This is a genomic window from Leisingera thetidis (assembly GCF_025857195.1).
In the GTDB taxonomy this organism is placed as follows: Bacteria; Pseudomonadota; Alphaproteobacteria; order Rhodobacterales; family Rhodobacteraceae; genus Leisingera; species Leisingera thetidis.
In genome coordinates, this window is the sequence record NZ_CP109788.1 from 338360 (window position 1) to 355522 (window position 17163).

Annotated in this window: 14 protein-coding genes and 1 pseudogene; 7 read left to right on the forward strand and 8 right to left on the reverse strand. The window is 62.8% G+C overall.

What is annotated here, in order from left to right:
- Positions 1-5: 5 nt before the first annotated feature.
- From ade to OKQ63_RS22600, 6 genes and pseudogenes are all read left to right on the forward strand, one after another.
- Complete coding sequence (gene ade / locus OKQ63_RS22575) at positions 6-1796, forward strand: adenine deaminase (RefSeq protein WP_264214088.1); 1791 nt, start codon at positions 6-8, stop codon at positions 1794-1796.
- Between the two features lie 1042 nt (positions 1797-2838).
- Entirely contained in the window at positions 2839-3090 is a 252-nt protein-coding gene (locus tag OKQ63_RS22580) for a transposase (protein WP_264214089.1), read from the forward strand.
- A gap of 123 nt (positions 3091-3213) precedes the next feature.
- Positions 3214-3375, forward strand: a complete 162-nt coding sequence (tnpB, locus tag OKQ63_RS22585) for an IS66 family insertion sequence element accessory protein TnpB (protein WP_264211457.1) — start codon at positions 3214-3216, stop codon at positions 3373-3375.
- 60 nt (positions 3376-3435) lie between these two features.
- Positions 3436-3753: pseudogene (locus tag OKQ63_RS22590) on the forward strand (IS66 family transposase); the annotation flags it as partial.
- Between the two features lie 421 nt (positions 3754-4174).
- Positions 4175-4426 (forward strand): helix-turn-helix domain-containing protein, encoded by a 252-nt coding sequence (locus OKQ63_RS22595; protein ID WP_264214090.1) that lies wholly within the window; start codon positions 4175-4177, stop codon positions 4424-4426.
- Positions 4426-5751 carry a type II toxin-antitoxin system HipA family toxin gene (locus OKQ63_RS22600; protein ID WP_264214091.1) on the forward strand — a complete coding sequence of 442 codons (1326 nt, stop codon included), beginning with the start codon at positions 4426-4428 and terminating at the stop codon, positions 5749-5751. The genes OKQ63_RS22595 and OKQ63_RS22600 overlap by 1 nt, the downstream gene beginning before the upstream one ends.
- A 168-nt stretch (positions 5752-5919) precedes the next feature.
- Here OKQ63_RS22600 and arsC read toward each other — a convergent pair whose 3' ends face one another.
- The 8 genes from arsC to OKQ63_RS22640 form a co-directional block, all read right to left on the reverse strand.
- On the reverse strand, positions 5920-6342 hold the full coding sequence (gene arsC / locus OKQ63_RS22605; RefSeq protein ID WP_264214092.1) for an arsenate reductase (glutaredoxin): 423 nt from the start codon (positions 6340-6342) through the stop codon (positions 5920-5922).
- Complete coding sequence (gene arsB, locus OKQ63_RS22610) at positions 6339-7358, reverse strand: ACR3 family arsenite efflux transporter (protein ID WP_264214093.1); 1020 nt, start codon at positions 7356-7358, stop codon at positions 6339-6341. The genes arsC and arsB overlap by 4 nt, the downstream gene beginning before the upstream one ends.
- Positions 7355-8560: an organoarsenical effux MFS transporter ArsJ gene (gene arsJ / locus OKQ63_RS22615; RefSeq protein WP_434086073.1), complete on the reverse strand. Its 1206-nt coding sequence runs from the start codon at positions 8558-8560 to the stop codon at positions 7355-7357. Before arsJ ends, arsB begins: the two co-directional genes overlap by 4 nt.
- Positions 8561-8643: 83 nt before the next feature.
- Entirely contained in the window at positions 8644-9642 is a 999-nt protein-coding gene (locus OKQ63_RS22620) for an ArsJ-associated glyceraldehyde-3-phosphate dehydrogenase (protein WP_264214095.1), read from the reverse strand.
- 42 nt (positions 9643-9684) lie between these two features.
- On the reverse strand, positions 9685-10515 hold the full coding sequence (locus OKQ63_RS22625) for a metalloregulator ArsR/SmtB family transcription factor (RefSeq protein ID WP_264214096.1): 831 nt from the start codon (positions 10513-10515) through the stop codon (positions 9685-9687).
- A 434-nt stretch (positions 10516-10949) separates the two neighbouring features.
- On the reverse strand, positions 10950-12593 hold the full coding sequence (locus OKQ63_RS22630; protein ID WP_264214097.1) for a sulfatase-like hydrolase/transferase: 1644 nt from the start codon (positions 12591-12593) through the stop codon (positions 10950-10952).
- A gap of 57 nt (positions 12594-12650) precedes the next feature.
- On the reverse strand, positions 12651-13682 hold the full coding sequence (locus OKQ63_RS22635; protein WP_264214098.1) for a TAXI family TRAP transporter solute-binding subunit: 1032 nt from the start codon (positions 13680-13682) through the stop codon (positions 12651-12653).
- A 19-nt stretch (positions 13683-13701) separates the two neighbouring features.
- Positions 13702-15648 (reverse strand): TRAP transporter permease, encoded by a 1947-nt coding sequence (locus OKQ63_RS22640; RefSeq protein WP_264214099.1) that lies wholly within the window; start codon positions 15646-15648, stop codon positions 13702-13704.
- A gap of 44 nt (positions 15649-15692) precedes the next feature.
- Between OKQ63_RS22640 and OKQ63_RS22645 the strand changes: the two genes are divergently transcribed.
- On the forward strand, positions 15693-16475 hold the full coding sequence (locus OKQ63_RS22645; protein WP_264214100.1) for a helix-turn-helix domain-containing protein: 783 nt from the start codon (positions 15693-15695) through the stop codon (positions 16473-16475).
- Positions 16476-17163 lie beyond the last annotated feature (688 nt).

The window sequence follows — 17163 nt, forward strand, 5'->3', positions numbered from 1 at the left end:
TTCCCATGTCTATTCCTTCCTGGACAGAATCCGCACCGCGCCTGATCGACACCGCAATGGGACGTACCCCAGCCGACAGTGTCATCCGCGGCGGCAAATGGGTGAATGTGTACTCGGGCGAGATCATCCCTAACACAGATATTGCCATCGCCGCCGGACGGATAGCTTATGTCGGCCCGGACGCAAGCCACGCGGTCGGCGCAAATACCAAGGTAATCGAGGCCAAGGGCCGCTACATGGTGCCGGGTCTGTGCGATGCGCATATGCACGTCGAAAGCGGCATGGTCACAGTGACTGAGTTCGCCCGCGCGGTAATCCCGCACGGCACCACCTCAATGTTCATAGATCCGCATGAGATCGCTAATGTGTTGGGCCTGGCTGGAGTTCGGCTGATGCATGACGATGCCGCCAGCCTGCCGATCAATGTACAGGTGCAGGTGCCCTCCTGCGTGCCCTCGGCACCTGGGTTGGAGAACGCAGGCGCAGAGTTCAGCATCAGGGATGTAACCGAGGCGCTTGGGTGGCCACAGACCTGCGGCCTTGGTGAAATGATGAATTTCCCCGGCGTCGCCATGAATGATCCCAAGATGATCGGCGAAATCGGCGCCACTCAACTGGCCGACAAGACGGTTGGCGGTCATTTCGCCTCGCCGGATCTTGGGCTGATGTTCCACGGCTATGTGGCCGGCGGCCCGGCGGACGATCATGAGGGCACCCGCAAGGAAGATCCCGCCGCCCGCATCCGTCAGGGCATGCGCGCCATGCTCCGGCTTGGCTCGGCCTGGTATGACGTGGCCGAGCAGATCAAGGCGGTCACAGAGGACGGAATGGACCCGCGGAACTTTCTCCTCTGCACCGACGATAGCCACTCCGGAACGCTGGTGAACGACGGCCATATGAATCGTGTGGTCCGCCATGCCATCCAGCAGGGGTTGAAGCCCATCACCGCCATTCAGATGGCCACTCTTAACACCGCCCAGCATTTCGGCATGGAAAGGGACATCGGCTCCATCTCCCCTGGTCGCCGGGCTGACATTATCTTGACCTCCGACCTGCCGACCCTTCCGGTGGAACTTGTAATGGCCGCTGGCGAGGTGCTGGCGGAAGACGGCAGGCTTACAGCAGATATTCCCGTCAACGACTACCCGGAACTTGCCAAGAACACCGTCAACCTTGGCAAGCGCCTGGCTGCGGATGACTTTGACATTTATGCCCCTGAAGGCGCGGCAGAGGTGAGAGCCCGGGTCATTGGCGTCATTGAAAACCAAGCCCCGACACGGGCACTGGAGGCCAATCTCAGCGTCGAGAACGGGTTGGTCAGTATGGATGCCGGAAAAGATGTCTGTCAGATCGCGCTGGTCGAGCGCCACCGAGGTACCGGCGGTGTGGTGAATGGCTTCGTATCCGGTTTCGGTTACGACAAACCCTGTGCGGTGGCCTCGACTGTCGCACATGACAGCCACCATATGATTGTTGTTGGCACCTCCAAGGAGGACATGGCGGCAGCGGCCAATCACCTGGGAAAAGTCGGCGGGGGTATCACCGTCTTCTCCGAAGGCAAGGAACTGGCAACCGTTGAACTGGCCATTGCCGGCCTGATGTCAGAGGAACGCGCGGAGATGGTCGCCGAGAAAGCCGCGGCGATGGTCGCCGCTATGGGCACATGCGGCTGCAAGCTGAACAACGCCTATATGCAGCATTCGCTGATGGCGCTGGTTGTGATCCCCGAAATCCGGATTTCAGATTTGGGGATCATTGACGTCTCAAAGTTCGAAAAGGTCGGTCTGTTCATCTGAATCAGGAGGAGAACGGTTACCGTACCCACCCTTCTGGAACCCGCAGCGAATACTCACTTGGTTCTGTGTTCTATGAGATTGGCTTCCGGTCTTCATTGCGAAGGAAATAAACTGCTGAATTCCCTACTACCGCAGCGCGAATTGAGAGCGGGTGCAGCAAACTTTCGCTGCGCCTGCGATCAACGAGAATTCAGCGTGAGCTGCTCGCCTCAAACGTCTACAGTTTGAAGTTAACCTGCTCTCCAAGCCAGGAGACAAACAATGCTCATAAACCGTTTCAGCGAAGCGCAGATTACAGGCATGCTGAAGGAGCATCAGGCCGAATGACCACAAATGGGAAGTTGGCAGCGCTGCCGAAAATTTCGTGCTGCGTGAGCGCGGGTTTTCTGCGGCAGCAATAGCTGCAAGAGCACAAGGCGGCTCCGTCCGGCAATGTGTGAGTTCATCAGTTTCAAAGCTTCGCAGCCGCAGCGAACGGCAGGATCTGCCGGCTGCGCCGCACCATAAAACCTCGGTCGGTTGCGTCAAACGGCCAAGCTTGCAATGGGCGCTTGTTCACGCATCGCTGCCGCACGGGGCGACCTGGACTGCACATACGGCGAAAAGCGGTTTCATTTCCTTTCTGAATCCCGTCCACTGCTCGGCAAGGAGTTCACTGACATCGGCCTGTATTGACCCGGAAGGCCAAGGGCACGGGTGCCAGCATGAGAAAGTGTAGGCCGTTGCCGGGGCTGGCATGTTGCCCCTGTCTGCGCTGGAAATTTCCTTGAGGCCGGCGGCTTCAGGAGAAACCAGCCACTCGGCTACCCGCATTTCGGAGCTGTTTTCATAAGTATACTGTGTGATGTGGCCAAACATATGAAAAGGCGCGCCGGCAGCCTGCTGCGTGTTGGTGTGGACCTTCTACGACGCCCAACCCGCTTCAGCCATGGGAAACAGGAATAGGCCCAGCCGCCCTGTTCAAGGCAAGCAAGTGAAGCAGCGTATGCCACCGGCGGAGGCCGTCTGACGAGATGACGGTGCTGGTGATAAGTCCAACCCTATGGCCGGCCATAAGTTCAGACCTGAGATCGACGTCCTTTCCGCCGCTGACGCTCCGCGCCGGCGGCACTGGAGCGATGCCGGCAAGATCCGGATCGTGGAGGAGAGCTTTGTGGGGCACCGTCAGGTGGCCGCAACTGCGCGGCGGCACGGTGTGTCGCGTTCGCTGCTGGCAATATGCGGCGGCAATATCGCGGCGGCGAGCTGGGCGGCAAGACGGCGCCTGCGTTCATCCCGCTGTCGATCTCGCTGAAGCGCCTGCGGCGGCTCCAGCAGTGCAGCAGGGTCTCGGACGCGACCCGCATGCGGGTGAGATCTTCTGCGTCCGGGGCGCAAGGGCGACTTGGTCAAACTGCTTTGGCACGATGGTGCCGGCATGCCGCTCTACACCAAACGGCTGGAAACGGGAAAGTTCATCCGGCCGGCCAGCGGGACCGGCGAAGCGGTGCAGATCTCCGCGGCCCAGCTCGGATACCTGCTGGAGGGGATCGGCCGGCGCAATCCGCGCTGGACACAACGCCCTGCAAAGGCGGGATAAATTGGTCTCATCAGCCTTATTTACATAGGTTTTGCGGGGCGCGCGTGGCAGGTCCCGGCGATGTCAGATGCCGCTTCCGAGATTGCCGGATTGCGCGCCGCACTTGCGGCATCGGAAGCACGTGCCGAAGCTGCCGGGACCGAATTTGCGCAGGTCCGGGCGGCGGTCTCGGCCTCCGAGGCGATGATCAAGCATCTCCGGCGCGAGATCGCCAAACTCCGGCGCGAACAATATGGCCGCAGCTCGGAACGGCGTGCCCGCTTGACCGGCCAGATGGAGATGCCGCTCGAGGAGCTCGAAGCTGCGGCCGCCGAGGATGAGATCGCGGCGATGAGGCTGACGAAGACCGCGGCCGTGGCCGGCTTCGAACGCCGGCGGCGCCTGGGGCTACGAAGAGTTCCTCGAAGCCCCCGCCGATCCCGGCCAGCGCAACACGAGGACATGATCTGCTGGTCGGGCGGCGCGTTTGATCCCGACGATGCCAAGGCCGACAGGATCGTCGGGCGGCTTAACCAGCTTGCAAAGAAAGCGGCGCCGCGGCCCCGCCCCCCCCCCAAGGGCACTGCCTGAGAACTGCCCACGTCCGCGGTCCACGCCGGATGGTTGCGAAGCAGCCGGCGTCTTCAAACGTTCCCAGGTCTGTGCACCTCAGCTGCACGATCTCTGACTTGCTCAAGGCATCCAGAGCACATCATACGCTGTAGCGCATAAATCTAACTTACTCGCCTAAGCGTATAGTTTAAGATTATTCCCTACAGCGTATATTGTCAATTTATTCGCCATAGCGTATCATCTTCGCATGACAGAACTCGCTCGCACACCAAGACAGATCGGCTCCATCATCCAGCGCGCGCGCAAACAGCGCGGCTGGTCGCAATCGCAGCTTTCTGAACGCGCCGGGTTGCGCCAGGCCACGATCTCCCAGGTCGAAAGCGGCGAGAAGCCTGCGAAGCTCGGCACCATCCTGGCCGTCCTTGCAGCTCTTGACCTGGAATTCAGGATCGGCGCGCGCACCAAAGGGCACGGGCAGGATATCGAGGAGCTTTTCTAATGGGACGGCGCCCCGCATATATGCCCTTGCGGATCTACCTGAACAACCGCCGCGTCGGAACACTCAGCCGTGAAAGAAGCGGTGCCACCGGCTTTGCCTATCACCACGATTGGCTGGCGTGGGAGCATGCCCTGCCTGTCTCCCTTTCGCTGCCATTGCGCGAAACGCCGTACCGGGGAGAGCCTGTTGCGGCGGTTTTCGAGAACCTGCTGCCTGACTCCGGCAAGCTGCGCCGCCTGGTTGCCGGAAAAGTCGGCGCCCGGGGCATTGACGCCTACAATATGCTGGCCAAGATCGGCCATGACTGTGTCGGCGCGCTGCAATTCATCGCGGGGGATGATGAGGCGCCCGACGCCACCGGCAGGCTGAAAGGCGAAACGGTTGACGCCGGGGCCATCGAGAACCTCCTGAAAGGCCTGAGCCAGGCCCCTCTCGGCCTGACGGGCGATGACGCGTTCCGGATTTCCGTGGCGGGTGCACAGGAAAAAACCGCCCTGCTCCGGCACGACGGGCAATGGATCAAGCCGCACGGCGCGACCCCGACCACACATCTCATCAAGACACAGATCGGCAGGCTGCCCGGCGGCATCGATCTCTCGGACAGCGTCGAGAACGAATACTACTGCCTCAAACTCACAGCGGCCTTCGGCCTGCCGGTGAACACCGCCGCCATTGAAACCTTCGGGGATACCAAGGCCCTTGTGATAGAGCGTTTCGACCGCCGCTGGACAAAGGACGGACGCCTCCTGCGCCTGCCGCAGGAAGACTGCTGCCAGGCTCTGTCCGTACCGCCGACCCTGAAATACCAGAATGAGGGCGGACCGGGCATGGCCGACATACTCGGCCTGCTCAAAGGCAGCGATACGCCCCTCGAAGATCAGGAAACCTTCCTGAAGGCTCAATTGGTCTTCTGGCTGATCGGCGCAACAGACGGCCATGCCAAGAACTTCAGCGTGTTTCTCAGTCCGGGCGGCAGCTACCGCATGACCCCGCTCTATGACATCCTGACGGCCCAGCCCGCGCTGAACGCCCGCCAGATCGAGCGCAAGCAGATGAAAATGGCGATGTCGGCGGGCAACAGCCGCCATTATCGCTTCGACCAGATTCACGGGCGGCATTTCGTGCAAACGGCCATGCGGGCGGGGCTCTCGAAAAAACGTGCGCACAGCCTCATCGAAGACATTGCAGAACGTGCGCCCAAGGCGCTCGAAACAGCCGCCGAGTCCCTGCCCGCGGGTTTTCCAGCCGACGTTATTGAAGCCGTCAGCGAGGCCGTCCGCGGACGCCTGGGCGGATTGCACTCGGCGGCTGCCCCCAGGGGCTAGGACGCGGCAAGCGGCTGGCCCTGCCGCTCCCGGCCAGGCCTCTTGTGTGCCTGCGGTTGCCATTGCGATCAGCGCTTCAGGACGCAATGCAGAGACGTGAGGCTGACCTGCCCGAATGGCCAAGCGGTATCAGGCCTGCCGAAAGGCATTTTACTGTTGCCGGAGTGATCAGACGAGCAGTCTGCCATCCTTGTCCATCACCATTTCGCCGTCCTCTTTAACAAGCGGACCTGGCGGCAGGTGATCCAGAAGATCCAGAACCGTTTCCGATGGGCGGCACAGGCGGACTCCTTTGGGACTGCAGACCAGGGGCCGGTTCACCAGAATCGGATGTTCAACCATGGCATCAAGCAGCGCGTTTTCGTCCACGGCTGCATCGCAAAGGCCAAGGTCTTCTGCTGGCGAGCGGTGGACGCGCAACGCCTCCCGCGCGGTCAGGCCCGCGGCGGCAAAGAGTCCGAGGAGCTGCGGACGTGTCCAGCCGGTTTCGAGATAGTCGACGACAACCGGCTCCTCACCCGCGGCGCGGATAAAGGCCAGGACATTTCGCGAGGTGCCGCAATCGGGATTGTGGTAAATTACGACGGTCATGTTACGGCCTGCGCAAAGCGTGTCCGGGTCCGGTTCGCAAAGGCCACCAGCGTCAGCATCACCGGCACCTCGACCAGAACACCCACCACTGTTGCAAGCGCTGCACCGGAGTGGAGGCCAAAGAGGCTGATGGCCACCGCCACCGCCAATTCAAAGAAATTCGAGGTTCCGATCAGGGCGCAGGGAGCCGCAATCCTGTGCGGAACCCGCAGGACATAGGCGGCAGCATAGGCGGCAAAGAAGATGGCATAGCTCTGGATCAGGATCGGAACGGCAATCATTGCGATCACCGCCGGACGGTCCAGGATCACCTGCCCCTGAAGCCCGAACAGGATGACCACCGTCGCAATCAGCCCGATGACCGAAAGGGGTTTGACCCGGGCCAGAAACTCCGTGATCCGCGCCTCGCTGCCCAGACGGGAGCGGGTCCACAGGCCCGCCGCCAGCGGCAGCGCGACAAACAGAACCGCAGACAGGATCAGCGTGCTCCAGGGCACTTCGATATCGGTGACGCCCAGCAGGAAGGCAACAATCGGCGCAAAGGCAAACACCATGATCAGGTCGTTCACCGAAACCTGCAGCAAAGTGTAGTTTTCGTCCCCCTTGGTCAGCTGGGACCAGACAAAGACCATTGCGGTACAGGGGGCGGCACCCAAAAGGATCAGGCCCGCGATATACTGCTGCGCATCACCGGGCTGCACGAAGGGGGCAAAGACCACCTCGAAGAACAAAACACCCAGCGCTGCCATGGAGAACGGCTTGATCAGCCAGTTCACCACCAGCGTAATGGCCAGGCCCTTGGGCTGGCGGGCCACGTCCTTGAGGCTGGAGGGATCCACCCCGATCATCATCGGATAGACCATGGCCCAGATCAGCACCGCCACCACCAGGTTGACGCTGGCAACCTCGGCCGCGGCGATGGTATCCACCACCGCAGGCGCCGCAACGCCAAGCGCAATACCCGCAGCCATGGCCAGCGCCACCCAAAGGCTGAGGTATTTCTCGAAGATGTTCATGACAGGGCCTCTTGTTCGGGGTTGGAAGACAGGCGCCCGGCGGCCAGCGCGCTGAGCGCCACCATCACCGCTGCGGTTCCCAGGCAGGCGGCCACCCCGCCCAGCTGGTAGGTGAGGCCGGACAGCACGGTGCCCATCAGGCGCCCGCCCGCATTCGCCATGTAGTAAAAGCCCACATCCATGGTGACCCGCTCATCCTTGGAAAACGCAAGGATCAGGTAGGAATGCAGCGAGGAATTGACCGCAAACAGCCCGCCAAAGACCAGAAGCCCGACAACCAGCAGCACCGTGAGCCAGGGCGCGGGCTGCCCCGCGGCCAGCACGGCCACGGCCAGAACGGCGGGCAGGACAGCCAGCATTGCGGCCCATGTCCGGGCAGCCGCGATCAGTTCGCCCTCGCTGCGGGATGCGGCCTTCAGAAGGCGCGGCGCGGACGCCTGCACGGCGCCGTAAAAGATGATCCAGACCGCCATGAAGGTGCCGATCAGGAAGAATGCGGCGCGGTTGCCCGCTTCGCTGCCGTCCGAGAAAACGGCGTAGAAATAGACCGGGATGCCAACCACGAACCAGACGTCCCGGGCGCCGAACAGGAACACCCGCGCCGCCGACAGCCAGTTGATGTTGGCGGATTTCGAAAACACCTCGGAAAACTTCGCACCCTTCCGTCCCCGCGGCAGGCCAGCAGGCATCGAAACCAGGACCGCTGCAAGGATCACCGCCAGCACCGCAGCCATGCCAAGGGTCGCCCAGGTAAATCCCGCCACCGCCAAAAGACCCGCGCCCAGCAGAAAGCCGACCCCCTTGACCGCATTCTTGGACCCGGTCAGCACGGCTACCCAGCGGAACAGCCCGTCGCCCTCCTTGGGCGCCAGCAGCTTGACGGCGGATTTGGAGGCCATCTTGGCCAGATCCTTGGCCACGCCCGAAAGCCCCTGCACCGCCATGACAAATGCCACCGATGCGGCAATCTGCCAGTTCGGGTCCAGCTGCGCCAGCGCCACCAGCGCCGCCACTTGCAGGCCAAGGCCCGCGTAGAGCGTCGCCGTCAGTCCGAACCGGGCCGCGATCCAGCCGGCGGACAGGTTGGTGGCCATGCCCGCAACCTCATACAGGACAAACAGATAGGCCAGCTGCACCGGGCTGAAGCCCAGCGTGTGGAAATGCAGCAGCACCAGCATCCGCAGGGCGCCGTCGGTCAGCATAAAGGCCCAGTACGACGCGGTGACCGCTGCATAGGCCCGCAGCCCGCTCGGCGGGCCGCCTTCGGGTTTCGGGCCGGGAGATGTCACAGGCTTTCACCCACCATGCGGGCCACATCCACCAGCCGGTGCGCATAACCCATTTCGTTGTCGTACCAGGCGTAGACCTTCACTTGGGTGCCGTTCACAACCATGGTCGAGGGCGCATCCACGATCACAGACCGCGTATCGTTGGTGTAGTCCGCGGAGACCAGCGGCCGTTCCTCATAGCCGAGAATGCCTGCCAGCGGGCCATCCGCGGCGGTCTTGAACAGGGCGTTCACCTCTTCAGCGCTGGTTTCGCGCGCCAGCTCGAACACGCAGTCGGTGATCGAAGCGTTCAGCAGCGGCACCCGCACCGCATGGCCGTTCAGCTTGCCCTTCAGCTCCGGGTAGATCAGCGTGATCGCGGTGGCGCTGCCCGTGGTCGTGGGGATCAGCGAGTTCAGCGCCGACCGCGCCCGGCGCAGATCCTTGGCGGGCCGGTCGACGATGGTCTGGGTGTTGGTCACATCATGGATCGTGGTGATCGAGCCGTGCCTGATGCCGATTGCCTCGTGCAGGACCTTCACCACCGGCGCCAGGCAGTTGGTGGTGCAGCTGGCGGCAGTCACGATGCGGTGACGCCCAGGCGCGTACGTGCCCTGGTTCACGCCATAGACGATGTTGGCTGCATCGCCGTCCTTGACGGGGGCGGAGACCACCACCTTTTTCACACCGGCATCGAAATAGGGCGCCAGCTTTGCCTCGGTTTTAAAGGCGCCCGTGCAGTCGATCACCACATCCACGCCCTCCAGCGGCAGATCCTCGATCCGGCGTTCGCAATGAACCGGCAGGCGGGTGCCGCCGATGGTGACACTGTTCTCAGCAAAGCCAAAATCAGCCTGCCAGCGGCCGTGGACCGTATCGAATTCCAGCAGATGGGCGTGCATCTCGGGCGAGCCAACCGCATCATTGATCCAGGCAATCTGCGCACCGCTCTCCAGCAGGGGTTTCAGGGCGAGCTTTCCCATCCGGCCAAGGCCGTTCAACGCGTATACAGTCATGGTCTTTCCTTTGTTTGCAGGGCGGCCGGGCCGCAGGTCCGGTCAGTGGTTCAGGGCGATGCCGTCGACAGCTTTTTGCAGTGAAATGCGGTCCAGCTCGGCGATGGGCAATGCGGCAAAGGCCTGGATCCGGTTCTTGAGGGTGCCGTAGGCCTGCTGAAAGGCGAGGCTCTTTTCGGCATCGCTGCCGTCGGCCTTGACCGGGTCCGGCATGCCCCAGTGACCGGAAATCGGCTGCCCATCCCATGCCGGGCATTCCTCGTTTGCGGCCTGATCGCAGACGGTGAAAACGAAGTCGAACGCGGGTGCCGTTTCGCCGGTGAACTCGCTGACGTTCTTGGCGCGCAGGCTGTCCACGTCATGTCCCTTGCCGCGCAGGACTTCGATGGCAAACGGGTTCAGTTCGGAAGAGGGCCTGGTGCCGGCAGAGTGCACATTGAACCGCTCGCCGCCGATACTGCGCAGCAGCGTTTCGGCAAAGATCGAGCGGGCAGAATTGCCGGTGCAGATAAACAGCACGTTATACCGCGGGTCTGTCATGGATGGATCCTTCGGGTTCGGGCCAGGCTGGACAGGCAGGCACAGCTCCGGACGTCCCCGGCAGCAGTCAAGCCACAGCGCATCCAGTGTTTCCCGGATTCCGCCCATATCAGCCCGGTAGTAAAGCCAGGTGCCTTCGCGGGTCTGCGTCACCAATCCTGCCTGCATCAAAGCAGAAAGATAGGACGACAAAGTGCTGGATTTCACGTCCAGCGCCGAAGCGATTTCCCCAGCGGGGACCTGGTCGGGGAACCGGCGCATCAGCAGCCGGAACACCGAAAGGCGCTGGGGGTGCCCCAAGACAGCGAGGCGGAGGGGAATCGTTTTTTCCATATTTCGGGTTTTATCAAAATTACGGGGCTGAACAAGAGAGAACGTGAACTCGGCGGCAGCTTTCCAGCCCATCCAGCAGCAATTGCCCGTTTGTCAGGCGGCGTTTTCTCACCAAGACAGGAAGCCGGCTGCGAAAACCGCCGCCAACGACGATGCCGCATCACACCGGAGGGCGAAGGATTTGCCGGTCGGGACGGCTTCCGGCAAACCAACGCAGGCCACAGCGGCCGCAGCAGGCAAGCGCGCGGCAATGGTTTCAATGTGCAAATGCGGCACTCCGGCGATGATCGCGAAGACCGCGCCTTGCGGCAATGCAATTGCCGCGTTTGTCCGCCCTGCCGGCCCATCGGACTTGATCGAGCCGATGGCAAGGTCCCGGAGCCGCGGGTGCAGCAGGGACAGCCTGTGCCCAAAAACGCGCGCGGATCAGGTTATCAGGACGGTTTGCGCAGCGGGCCGGCACTGCGTTCGGCTTGGTCCAGAACCTCATGCAGTTCGTGCTCGTTGCGATAACCGATCAGGATGCCCGCCTTGGCTTCGCCCAGGCTTGCGTCGCGCGCGGCAATCTGGGCATCCGATATGGTCGTGCGCTGGGACGTCCGCCGGGTCCAGCCGAAGAACAGCTGCTCGAGACGGGCAAGTTCCTCCGCAAAGGCCGGATCCGCGCCCAGATCGGCCAACTCGCCAGGATCGGTTTCGAGATCGAAGAGCATGGGCCGGAAACCTTCGGCATAGATGTACTTCCATCGTCCGTCGAACAGCATTGTCAGCTTGGCGCTCCGGACCTCGACTCCGAGACGCTTGCGGACATCCCGCATCGAGTAATCGTACTCGGACACCGCGAAATCCCGCACTTTGCCTGCCTCGCCAAACAGGATCGGCCGCAGTGACTGGCCTTCGATGATATGAGGCACGGCGGCGCCGCCGAAATAGTCCAGGATCGTAGGCACGACATCGATTGCTTCAACCAGCGCCGAAGACGTCATGCCGCGCGTCGCGTCCGCCTCGGGGCTGGGATCGACGACGATCATCGGGATGCGGGCGGAGGGGTCGTGGAACAGTTCCTTTTCCCCCATCCAGTGATCCCCCAAATAGTCGCCATGATCCGAGGTGAAAACGATCATCGTCTCGTCCGCGATCCCCTGCTCTTCGATGAAAGCCATCATCCGGCCGATCTGATCGTCGAGCTGCTTGATGAGCCCCATGTAGGCGGTCAGAACCCGGGTGCGGGCCGTATCGTCGCTGAAGGCGCGCGAAACACGCTCTTCCATGAAAGCGCCGTAGACCGGGTGCGGGTCACGTTTTTCGGCCTCGCTGCGCATCGGCTCCAGATGGGCCTCGGGACCGAACATGTCATGGTAAGGGGCCGGGACGATATAGGGCCAGTGCGGCTTGATGTAGCTGAGGTGCAGGCACCACGGAGTGCTGCCGGCCTCGCGGATGAAATCCATCGCCCGCCCGGTGATATAGGGCGTTTCGCTGTCCTCGTCGGCGGCCCGCGCGGGTTTGTCGGCGTTTTCAAGGAACCAACCGCTCAGGATATTCCCGTGCTCGTCCTCGGCGCTGTTGGCGACGCTGTGCCATGGGTTGCCGTCCGGCCAGCCGCGCTCTTCCATATAGGCGTCATAGGCTGCGTTGCGCGGGTAGCGGGGCCCGTCCGGGTGCAGCCCGTCGTCCCGCTCATAGGGTTCGAACCCGCATTCCGACACGCGTACGCCGATCTCGCTGTCCGGCGACAGGCCAAGGCGGCGCAGTCCTTCGACATCGGCGGTCATATGGGTCTTGCCGCAAAGCGCCGTGCGCACGCCCAGCGGGCGCAGGTGATCGCCCAGTGTCATCTCGCCCACCTTCAGCGGGATGTTGTTCCAGGTGGAGCCGTGAGAGCTGACGTAGCGCCCGGTGTAAAACGACATCCGGGAAGGGCCGCAGATCGGGGATTGCACGTAGGCCCGGTCGAAGAGCATGCCGCGCGCGGCGAGCCGGTCGATATGCGGCGTGGGCAGATGCGGGTGCCCGGTACAGGAGAGGTAATCCCACCGGAGCTGATCGCACATGATGAAGAGGACGTTTTTGGACATGAGGGGCAGACCACCTGAAGTCGTGGCCGGGGCAGTGTCCCCCCGGCCGGTTTCTGTTTACATGCGGGCGATGCCAGGGATCTCCACTCCCAGCTCCTCAAGCGCGCGCAGCGACCCCGGATGCAACGGCATGTTGAGGTCGGCCACCGCCGCTGCCGGCGTGACCGCCTTGAGCCATGGGGCGCTTTCGCCCATCTCCTCAACGCCCGCAAAGAAGGTCTTTGTCATCTGGTAGATCATCTCATCGTCGGCCTCTTCGTTGGTGACGATGCCGACCGTGACGCGCAGGGTGGTCACGTCGTCTTCGTTCTTCTGGTTCGCGCCGTAGACCCCCGCGGGCAAGGTGGCCAGCCCGAAACCGGGACGGTCCGCCAGCGCCTTTACCCCTTCGGAGCCGAGCTGGTGCTCGGGAAGGCCCAGGAAGCGGATCGGGTTCGTCACTGCGATCTGCGTCAGCACCGGGCTGGGGGCGTTGGTCGGATTGCAATAGACGTCGAGGTTGCCATCCTGGAACGAGGCTGCCGCCGCATCCCAGCCCAGCTTGACGGCCTCGTAATCCGTGCCGGCTTCCAGCCCGGCCACGGCCTTGAACAGCCGCTCCATCGTGGCATAGGCCGCGCCGCCGGGAGGGCCGAGAAACACCCGCTTGCCGCGAACGTCTTCGAGCGATCTGATGCCTGAGGTTTCATAGACCGCGATGTGGTAGACCCCCATTGGGAAATTCAGCACGGTGCGCATTTTCCTGGCCAGCTCCGGCGCTTGATCGAGCTTGGCGAACATCGCCTTCTGGTTGGACATCAACGCGTGTATGGCCGGCGAAGACATGCAGAACTGCGTCTTGCCCATCGCCACTTCCAGCACGTGGCGGGTGGCCGCGCCGGTGGCGTTGATTTGGATTTCATAGTCCGGCAGCTCGCGATTGATGATATTGGCAAATGTCGTCATCACCAGGTTCGGGCTGGTGCCCGGCCCAAGCGTGGACATTCGCAGCAGTTCCTTGGCCAATGCCACACGCGGCAGCATCGCGGCGGACGCCGCAGCGGCGGCGCCGGCCAGAACGGTCCGGCGATCAAGTTTGGCGGATTTCATGGGGTGGTCCTCCTTGTCACTATGAGATTTGGTTCTTGGCTGTCAGTTCCAGCCGGTCGAAGAACATCAGGCCCAGGGCTGCAGCCGCGGCGATCCACGAAACGAAGGGTCCAAAGAAGATCAGGCCGGCCGCGAGCGTGAGCCCGACGGGCGTCATGTACCCCCTGCCGCGGCGCGGATAGCAGGCGCGCGAAATCAGGATCGTGGCGAGCAGGACAAAGAGTATCGCCTGTGCCGATTGCCCGACAGGAAACCCGGTCCCCAGCAACAGCGCCGGTTTGTAGATGAAGGCGAAAGGGATGACGAAGCCCGGCAGCGCCAGCCGCGAGGCCTCCAGCGCCGTGGCCATCGGGGCCGCCCCTGCGATCGGGCCTGCGGCAAAGGCAGCCAGCGCCACGGGCGGCGTGATCGCGGACAGGACCCCGAAATAGAGCACGAACATATGCGTGTGAACGATCGGCACCCCCAGCTTTTGCAGCGATGGCCCCATGACCAGCACGATTATCAGGTAGGCCGGGACGGTCGGCATCCCCATGCCCAGCAGCAGGCAGGCGGCCGCCATCAGGCACAACGACAGGATCAGCTGGTCTTCGGCGAGGCTTGACAGCAGCGAGGCGAAACGCAGGCCGACGCCGGTCAGGTTCAAGACGCCGATGACGATCCCCACCGCGCCGACGATTGCCACGAGCTGTGCCGAAATCAGCCCCGCGGACCGGATGAACTTCAGCCACGCCTGACCGTTTGTCAGCAAATCGGGCCGGATGGCGAACCCCATGACCGCCGCCAGCGACACACCGACGAAGCCGGCATAGGCCGGAGAGGCGCCCCTCACCATGGTTACCACGATCCCGGCGAGGGCCACCACGAAGATCGCCACCTGGACAAGCTCGCGCCAATTGAAGTCGACTTTAGGGAGGGTTTCCACGGTCAGATCCATGTTGCGCGCGGCGCTGGAGATGGCGACGAAGAGGCCTCCGTAATAAAGCAGTGCCGGCACAACGGCAGCGGCGCAGATTGTCAGGTAGGGCACATTCGTCACATCCGCCATGATGAAGGCCACCGCGCCCATGATCGGCGGGGTGATCTGTCCACCGCTGGACGCCGCGGCTTCCACGGCCCCCGCGAAGCGCGGGGAGAACCCGCGCTTCTTGATGAGCGGAATGGTGATGACACCGGTCCCCACCACATTCGCCACCGCAGAGCCGGAGATTGTGCCGAACAGCCCGCTCGCGACGGTTGCCGCCGCCGCAGGGCCGGAGCGCAGCCGCCCGGTGGCGGCCAGCGCAAGCCGGACCAGCACCAGATCGATGGCAAGCAGTTCCAGCAGCGCTCCGAAAACAATGAAGATCAGGATGGTCGAAACGACCGTGGCCATGGGGCGGCCGAAGACACCGTCGAAGGAGAACCACAAGACGGTCATCAGTTCTTCGCTCGAAATGCCTGCGTGCCTGAGGAAGCCCGGCGCCAGATGCCCGAAGGCGCCGTAGACCAGCACGGATCCGGCAACAAGCGCCATGACCAGCCCGACCGACCTGCGCGTCAGTTCTATGACCGCGATCAGGCCGAGAAGGCCCATGAATATGTCGGTCGAGGTCAGGAAATAGAGACCGGTCTCTATTTCTTCGGCAGCACCGAAATACTGATAGACGCTCAGCGAAAGAGCAATGGCGGTAAACGCCAGAAGCGCGCGGTCCCAGAGGCTGTCCGATTGTCCGAACCCCGAAAGGATGACCATCAGGCCGCCGATCAGCAGCATGCCGACGCGCAGGTAGGAGTCCGAGAACACTCCGAACACGGACACATGCAGGACGGCACCGATGACGGCCAGCGACAACAGCAAGACGGCGCGATCCGCGAGTGCGGACCCGTTGAGATATGGCACAGCGACCTCCCTTTTGCGCATGGTTCCAGCACTCCCCGGTCTCCCTTCGAGGCGCTTGGCGCGTGGAACAAAGGTATTGAACAAATGCATCTTAGTCGATTTAGTGTTTCACCAGGTGGAACGACTTGATGACGAAACTCAACCGATCGATCGACCGCGGGCTGGCTGTCCTTGAGGTGGTGCATGCCTCGGGCACGGTTTCGCTTGCCGTGCTCGCCGCGCGCACAGGCCTGCCCAAATCAACACTGCTGCGCATCTGCAAAACCTTGGAAGCGCGCCGGTGGCTGCTGCACCGAAACAGCGACGGCAATTACCTGCTCGGTTCGGCGTTTCCGCAGGGCGATGGCATGCCCAATCGCGTCGACCGGCTTGTCGGCGCCGCCAAGGAGGAGATTGTACGGTTGAGCCGCGACACCGGGCTGGGCAGCGATCTGGCGGCCGGGATCGGCGGCGGGCGGGTGGAGATTGCCGACACCACCCGGAGGTTCCAGGTGCATGGCGTTTATCCGAACGCCGTGGGCTTTCGTCCCTCGCCGGTATTGTCAGCATTGGGCACAGCCTATCTGTTTGCCCTCTCAGGTGCCGACCGGGCGCTGGCGCTGCAGGACCTTGCCGGTCGTCTGCCCCGCGAAGATGTAAAAGCACTGCCCGGGATGGCAACTGTCCTGAAGCGCATTGCCGAGCGGGGATATGCGGTCCGTGCAGCAGGCCACTGGGGCCGGGCAGTGGATTTCGGCGAGTTGCCAGCGGCCATTGCCGTCCCTATCGCCGCGGATCAAGAGCCGGTCGGCGCCGTCAATCTGGTATGGAAGGCCACAGACCATTCAGTGGAGGCCGTCGCCAAGGATCACCTCTCGCGGTTGCAGTCGGCGGCGCGCATCATCGGCAGGAACTACGCCGAGCTGAGCTGACAATCTTCAGCGCCCGATCTCGTCCTCAGTGTTCATCCGCGCTCCTGGCCGCCCCTGCCGAGAGCCGTCCTGCGCAGGGCGGATCGTTCCAATGCCCCCGCAATCCGCGGCTCAAACCCAAGAAGCAGCCGTCGCGTGACAATCAACAGTGCGGAAAATCATTAACCCTGCCCCCTTGCCGCGACCAACGTCCGTTTCGACCGTCCCGGCCCGGGATGCGGGCGGACAAAACTCAATGAAACATGCCAGCGCCGGGGCGAGCGGGCACAGCCCCCCGGCCCCCTGCCCTGCCCCGGGCCGGGCTGAGCCATCGGTATTTCGAGAGCATTCACCCCTTCGAAGACAGCAACCGCCGTTTCGGCCCAGGCATGCTGCCATGACAGGCACCGCGAGCATTGGACCGGCCGGCAGGCCAAGGCTGTTGCGCGGATGGTCAAAGAAGGCCCCGCAGGCTGCATAGGCGGGCGCGGTCTCCCCGCCGGCACGGTCTTTAAACGGCCAACTATAGAAAACACTTGCACGAATCCCGCTCTTTGGCCAATAGTCACGGAAAAGAGGCGGCAAACGCCAAATTCCGTGAACACGGCCCGGGCAGAACACACGGTCAGATGCATCCGCACAGAACCGCCCCCGGACCATACCGCGGAGCATAAAGGCTGAGCGGCGCAGATGACAGGCATAAGGGCAG

Excerpts from the sequence above, each read along its gene's own strand:
- ade (WP_264214088.1), top strand. The coding sequence starts at position 6 with ATGTCTATTCCTTCCTGGACAGAATCCGCACCGCGCCTGATCGACACC.
- OKQ63_RS22580 (WP_264214089.1), top strand. The coding sequence starts at position 2,839 with ATGGCCGGCCATAAGTTCAGACCTGAGATCGACGTCCTTTCCGCCGCT.
- tnpB (WP_264211457.1), top strand. The coding sequence starts at position 3,214 with ATGCCGCTCTACACCAAACGGCTGGAAACGGGAAAGTTCATCCGGCCG.
- OKQ63_RS22595 (WP_264214090.1), top strand. The coding sequence starts at position 4,175 with ATGACAGAACTCGCTCGCACACCAAGACAGATCGGCTCCATCATCCAG.
- OKQ63_RS22600 (WP_264214091.1), top strand. The coding sequence starts at position 4,426 with ATGGGACGGCGCCCCGCATATATGCCCTTGCGGATCTACCTGAACAAC.
- arsC (WP_264214092.1), bottom strand. The coding sequence starts at position 6,342 with ATGACCGTCGTAATTTACCACAATCCCGATTGCGGCACCTCGCGAAAT.
- arsB (WP_264214093.1), bottom strand. The coding sequence starts at position 7,358 with ATGAACATCTTCGAGAAATACCTCAGCCTTTGGGTGGCGCTGGCCATG.
- arsJ (WP_434086073.1), bottom strand. The coding sequence starts at position 8,560 with ATGCTGACCGACGGCGCCCTGCGGATGCTGGTGCTGCTGCATTTCCAC.
- OKQ63_RS22620 (WP_264214095.1), bottom strand. The coding sequence starts at position 9,642 with ATGACTGTATACGCGTTGAACGGCCTTGGCCGGATGGGAAAGCTCGCC.
- OKQ63_RS22625 (WP_264214096.1), bottom strand. The coding sequence starts at position 10,515 with ATGGAAAAAACGATTCCCCTCCGCCTCGCTGTCTTGGGGCACCCCCAG.
- OKQ63_RS22630 (WP_264214097.1), bottom strand. The coding sequence starts at position 12,593 with ATGTCCAAAAACGTCCTCTTCATCATGTGCGATCAGCTCCGGTGGGAT.
- OKQ63_RS22635 (WP_264214098.1), bottom strand. The coding sequence starts at position 13,682 with ATGAAATCCGCCAAACTTGATCGCCGGACCGTTCTGGCCGGCGCCGCC.
- OKQ63_RS22645 (WP_264214100.1), top strand. The coding sequence starts at position 15,693 with ATGACGAAACTCAACCGATCGATCGACCGCGGGCTGGCTGTCCTTGAG.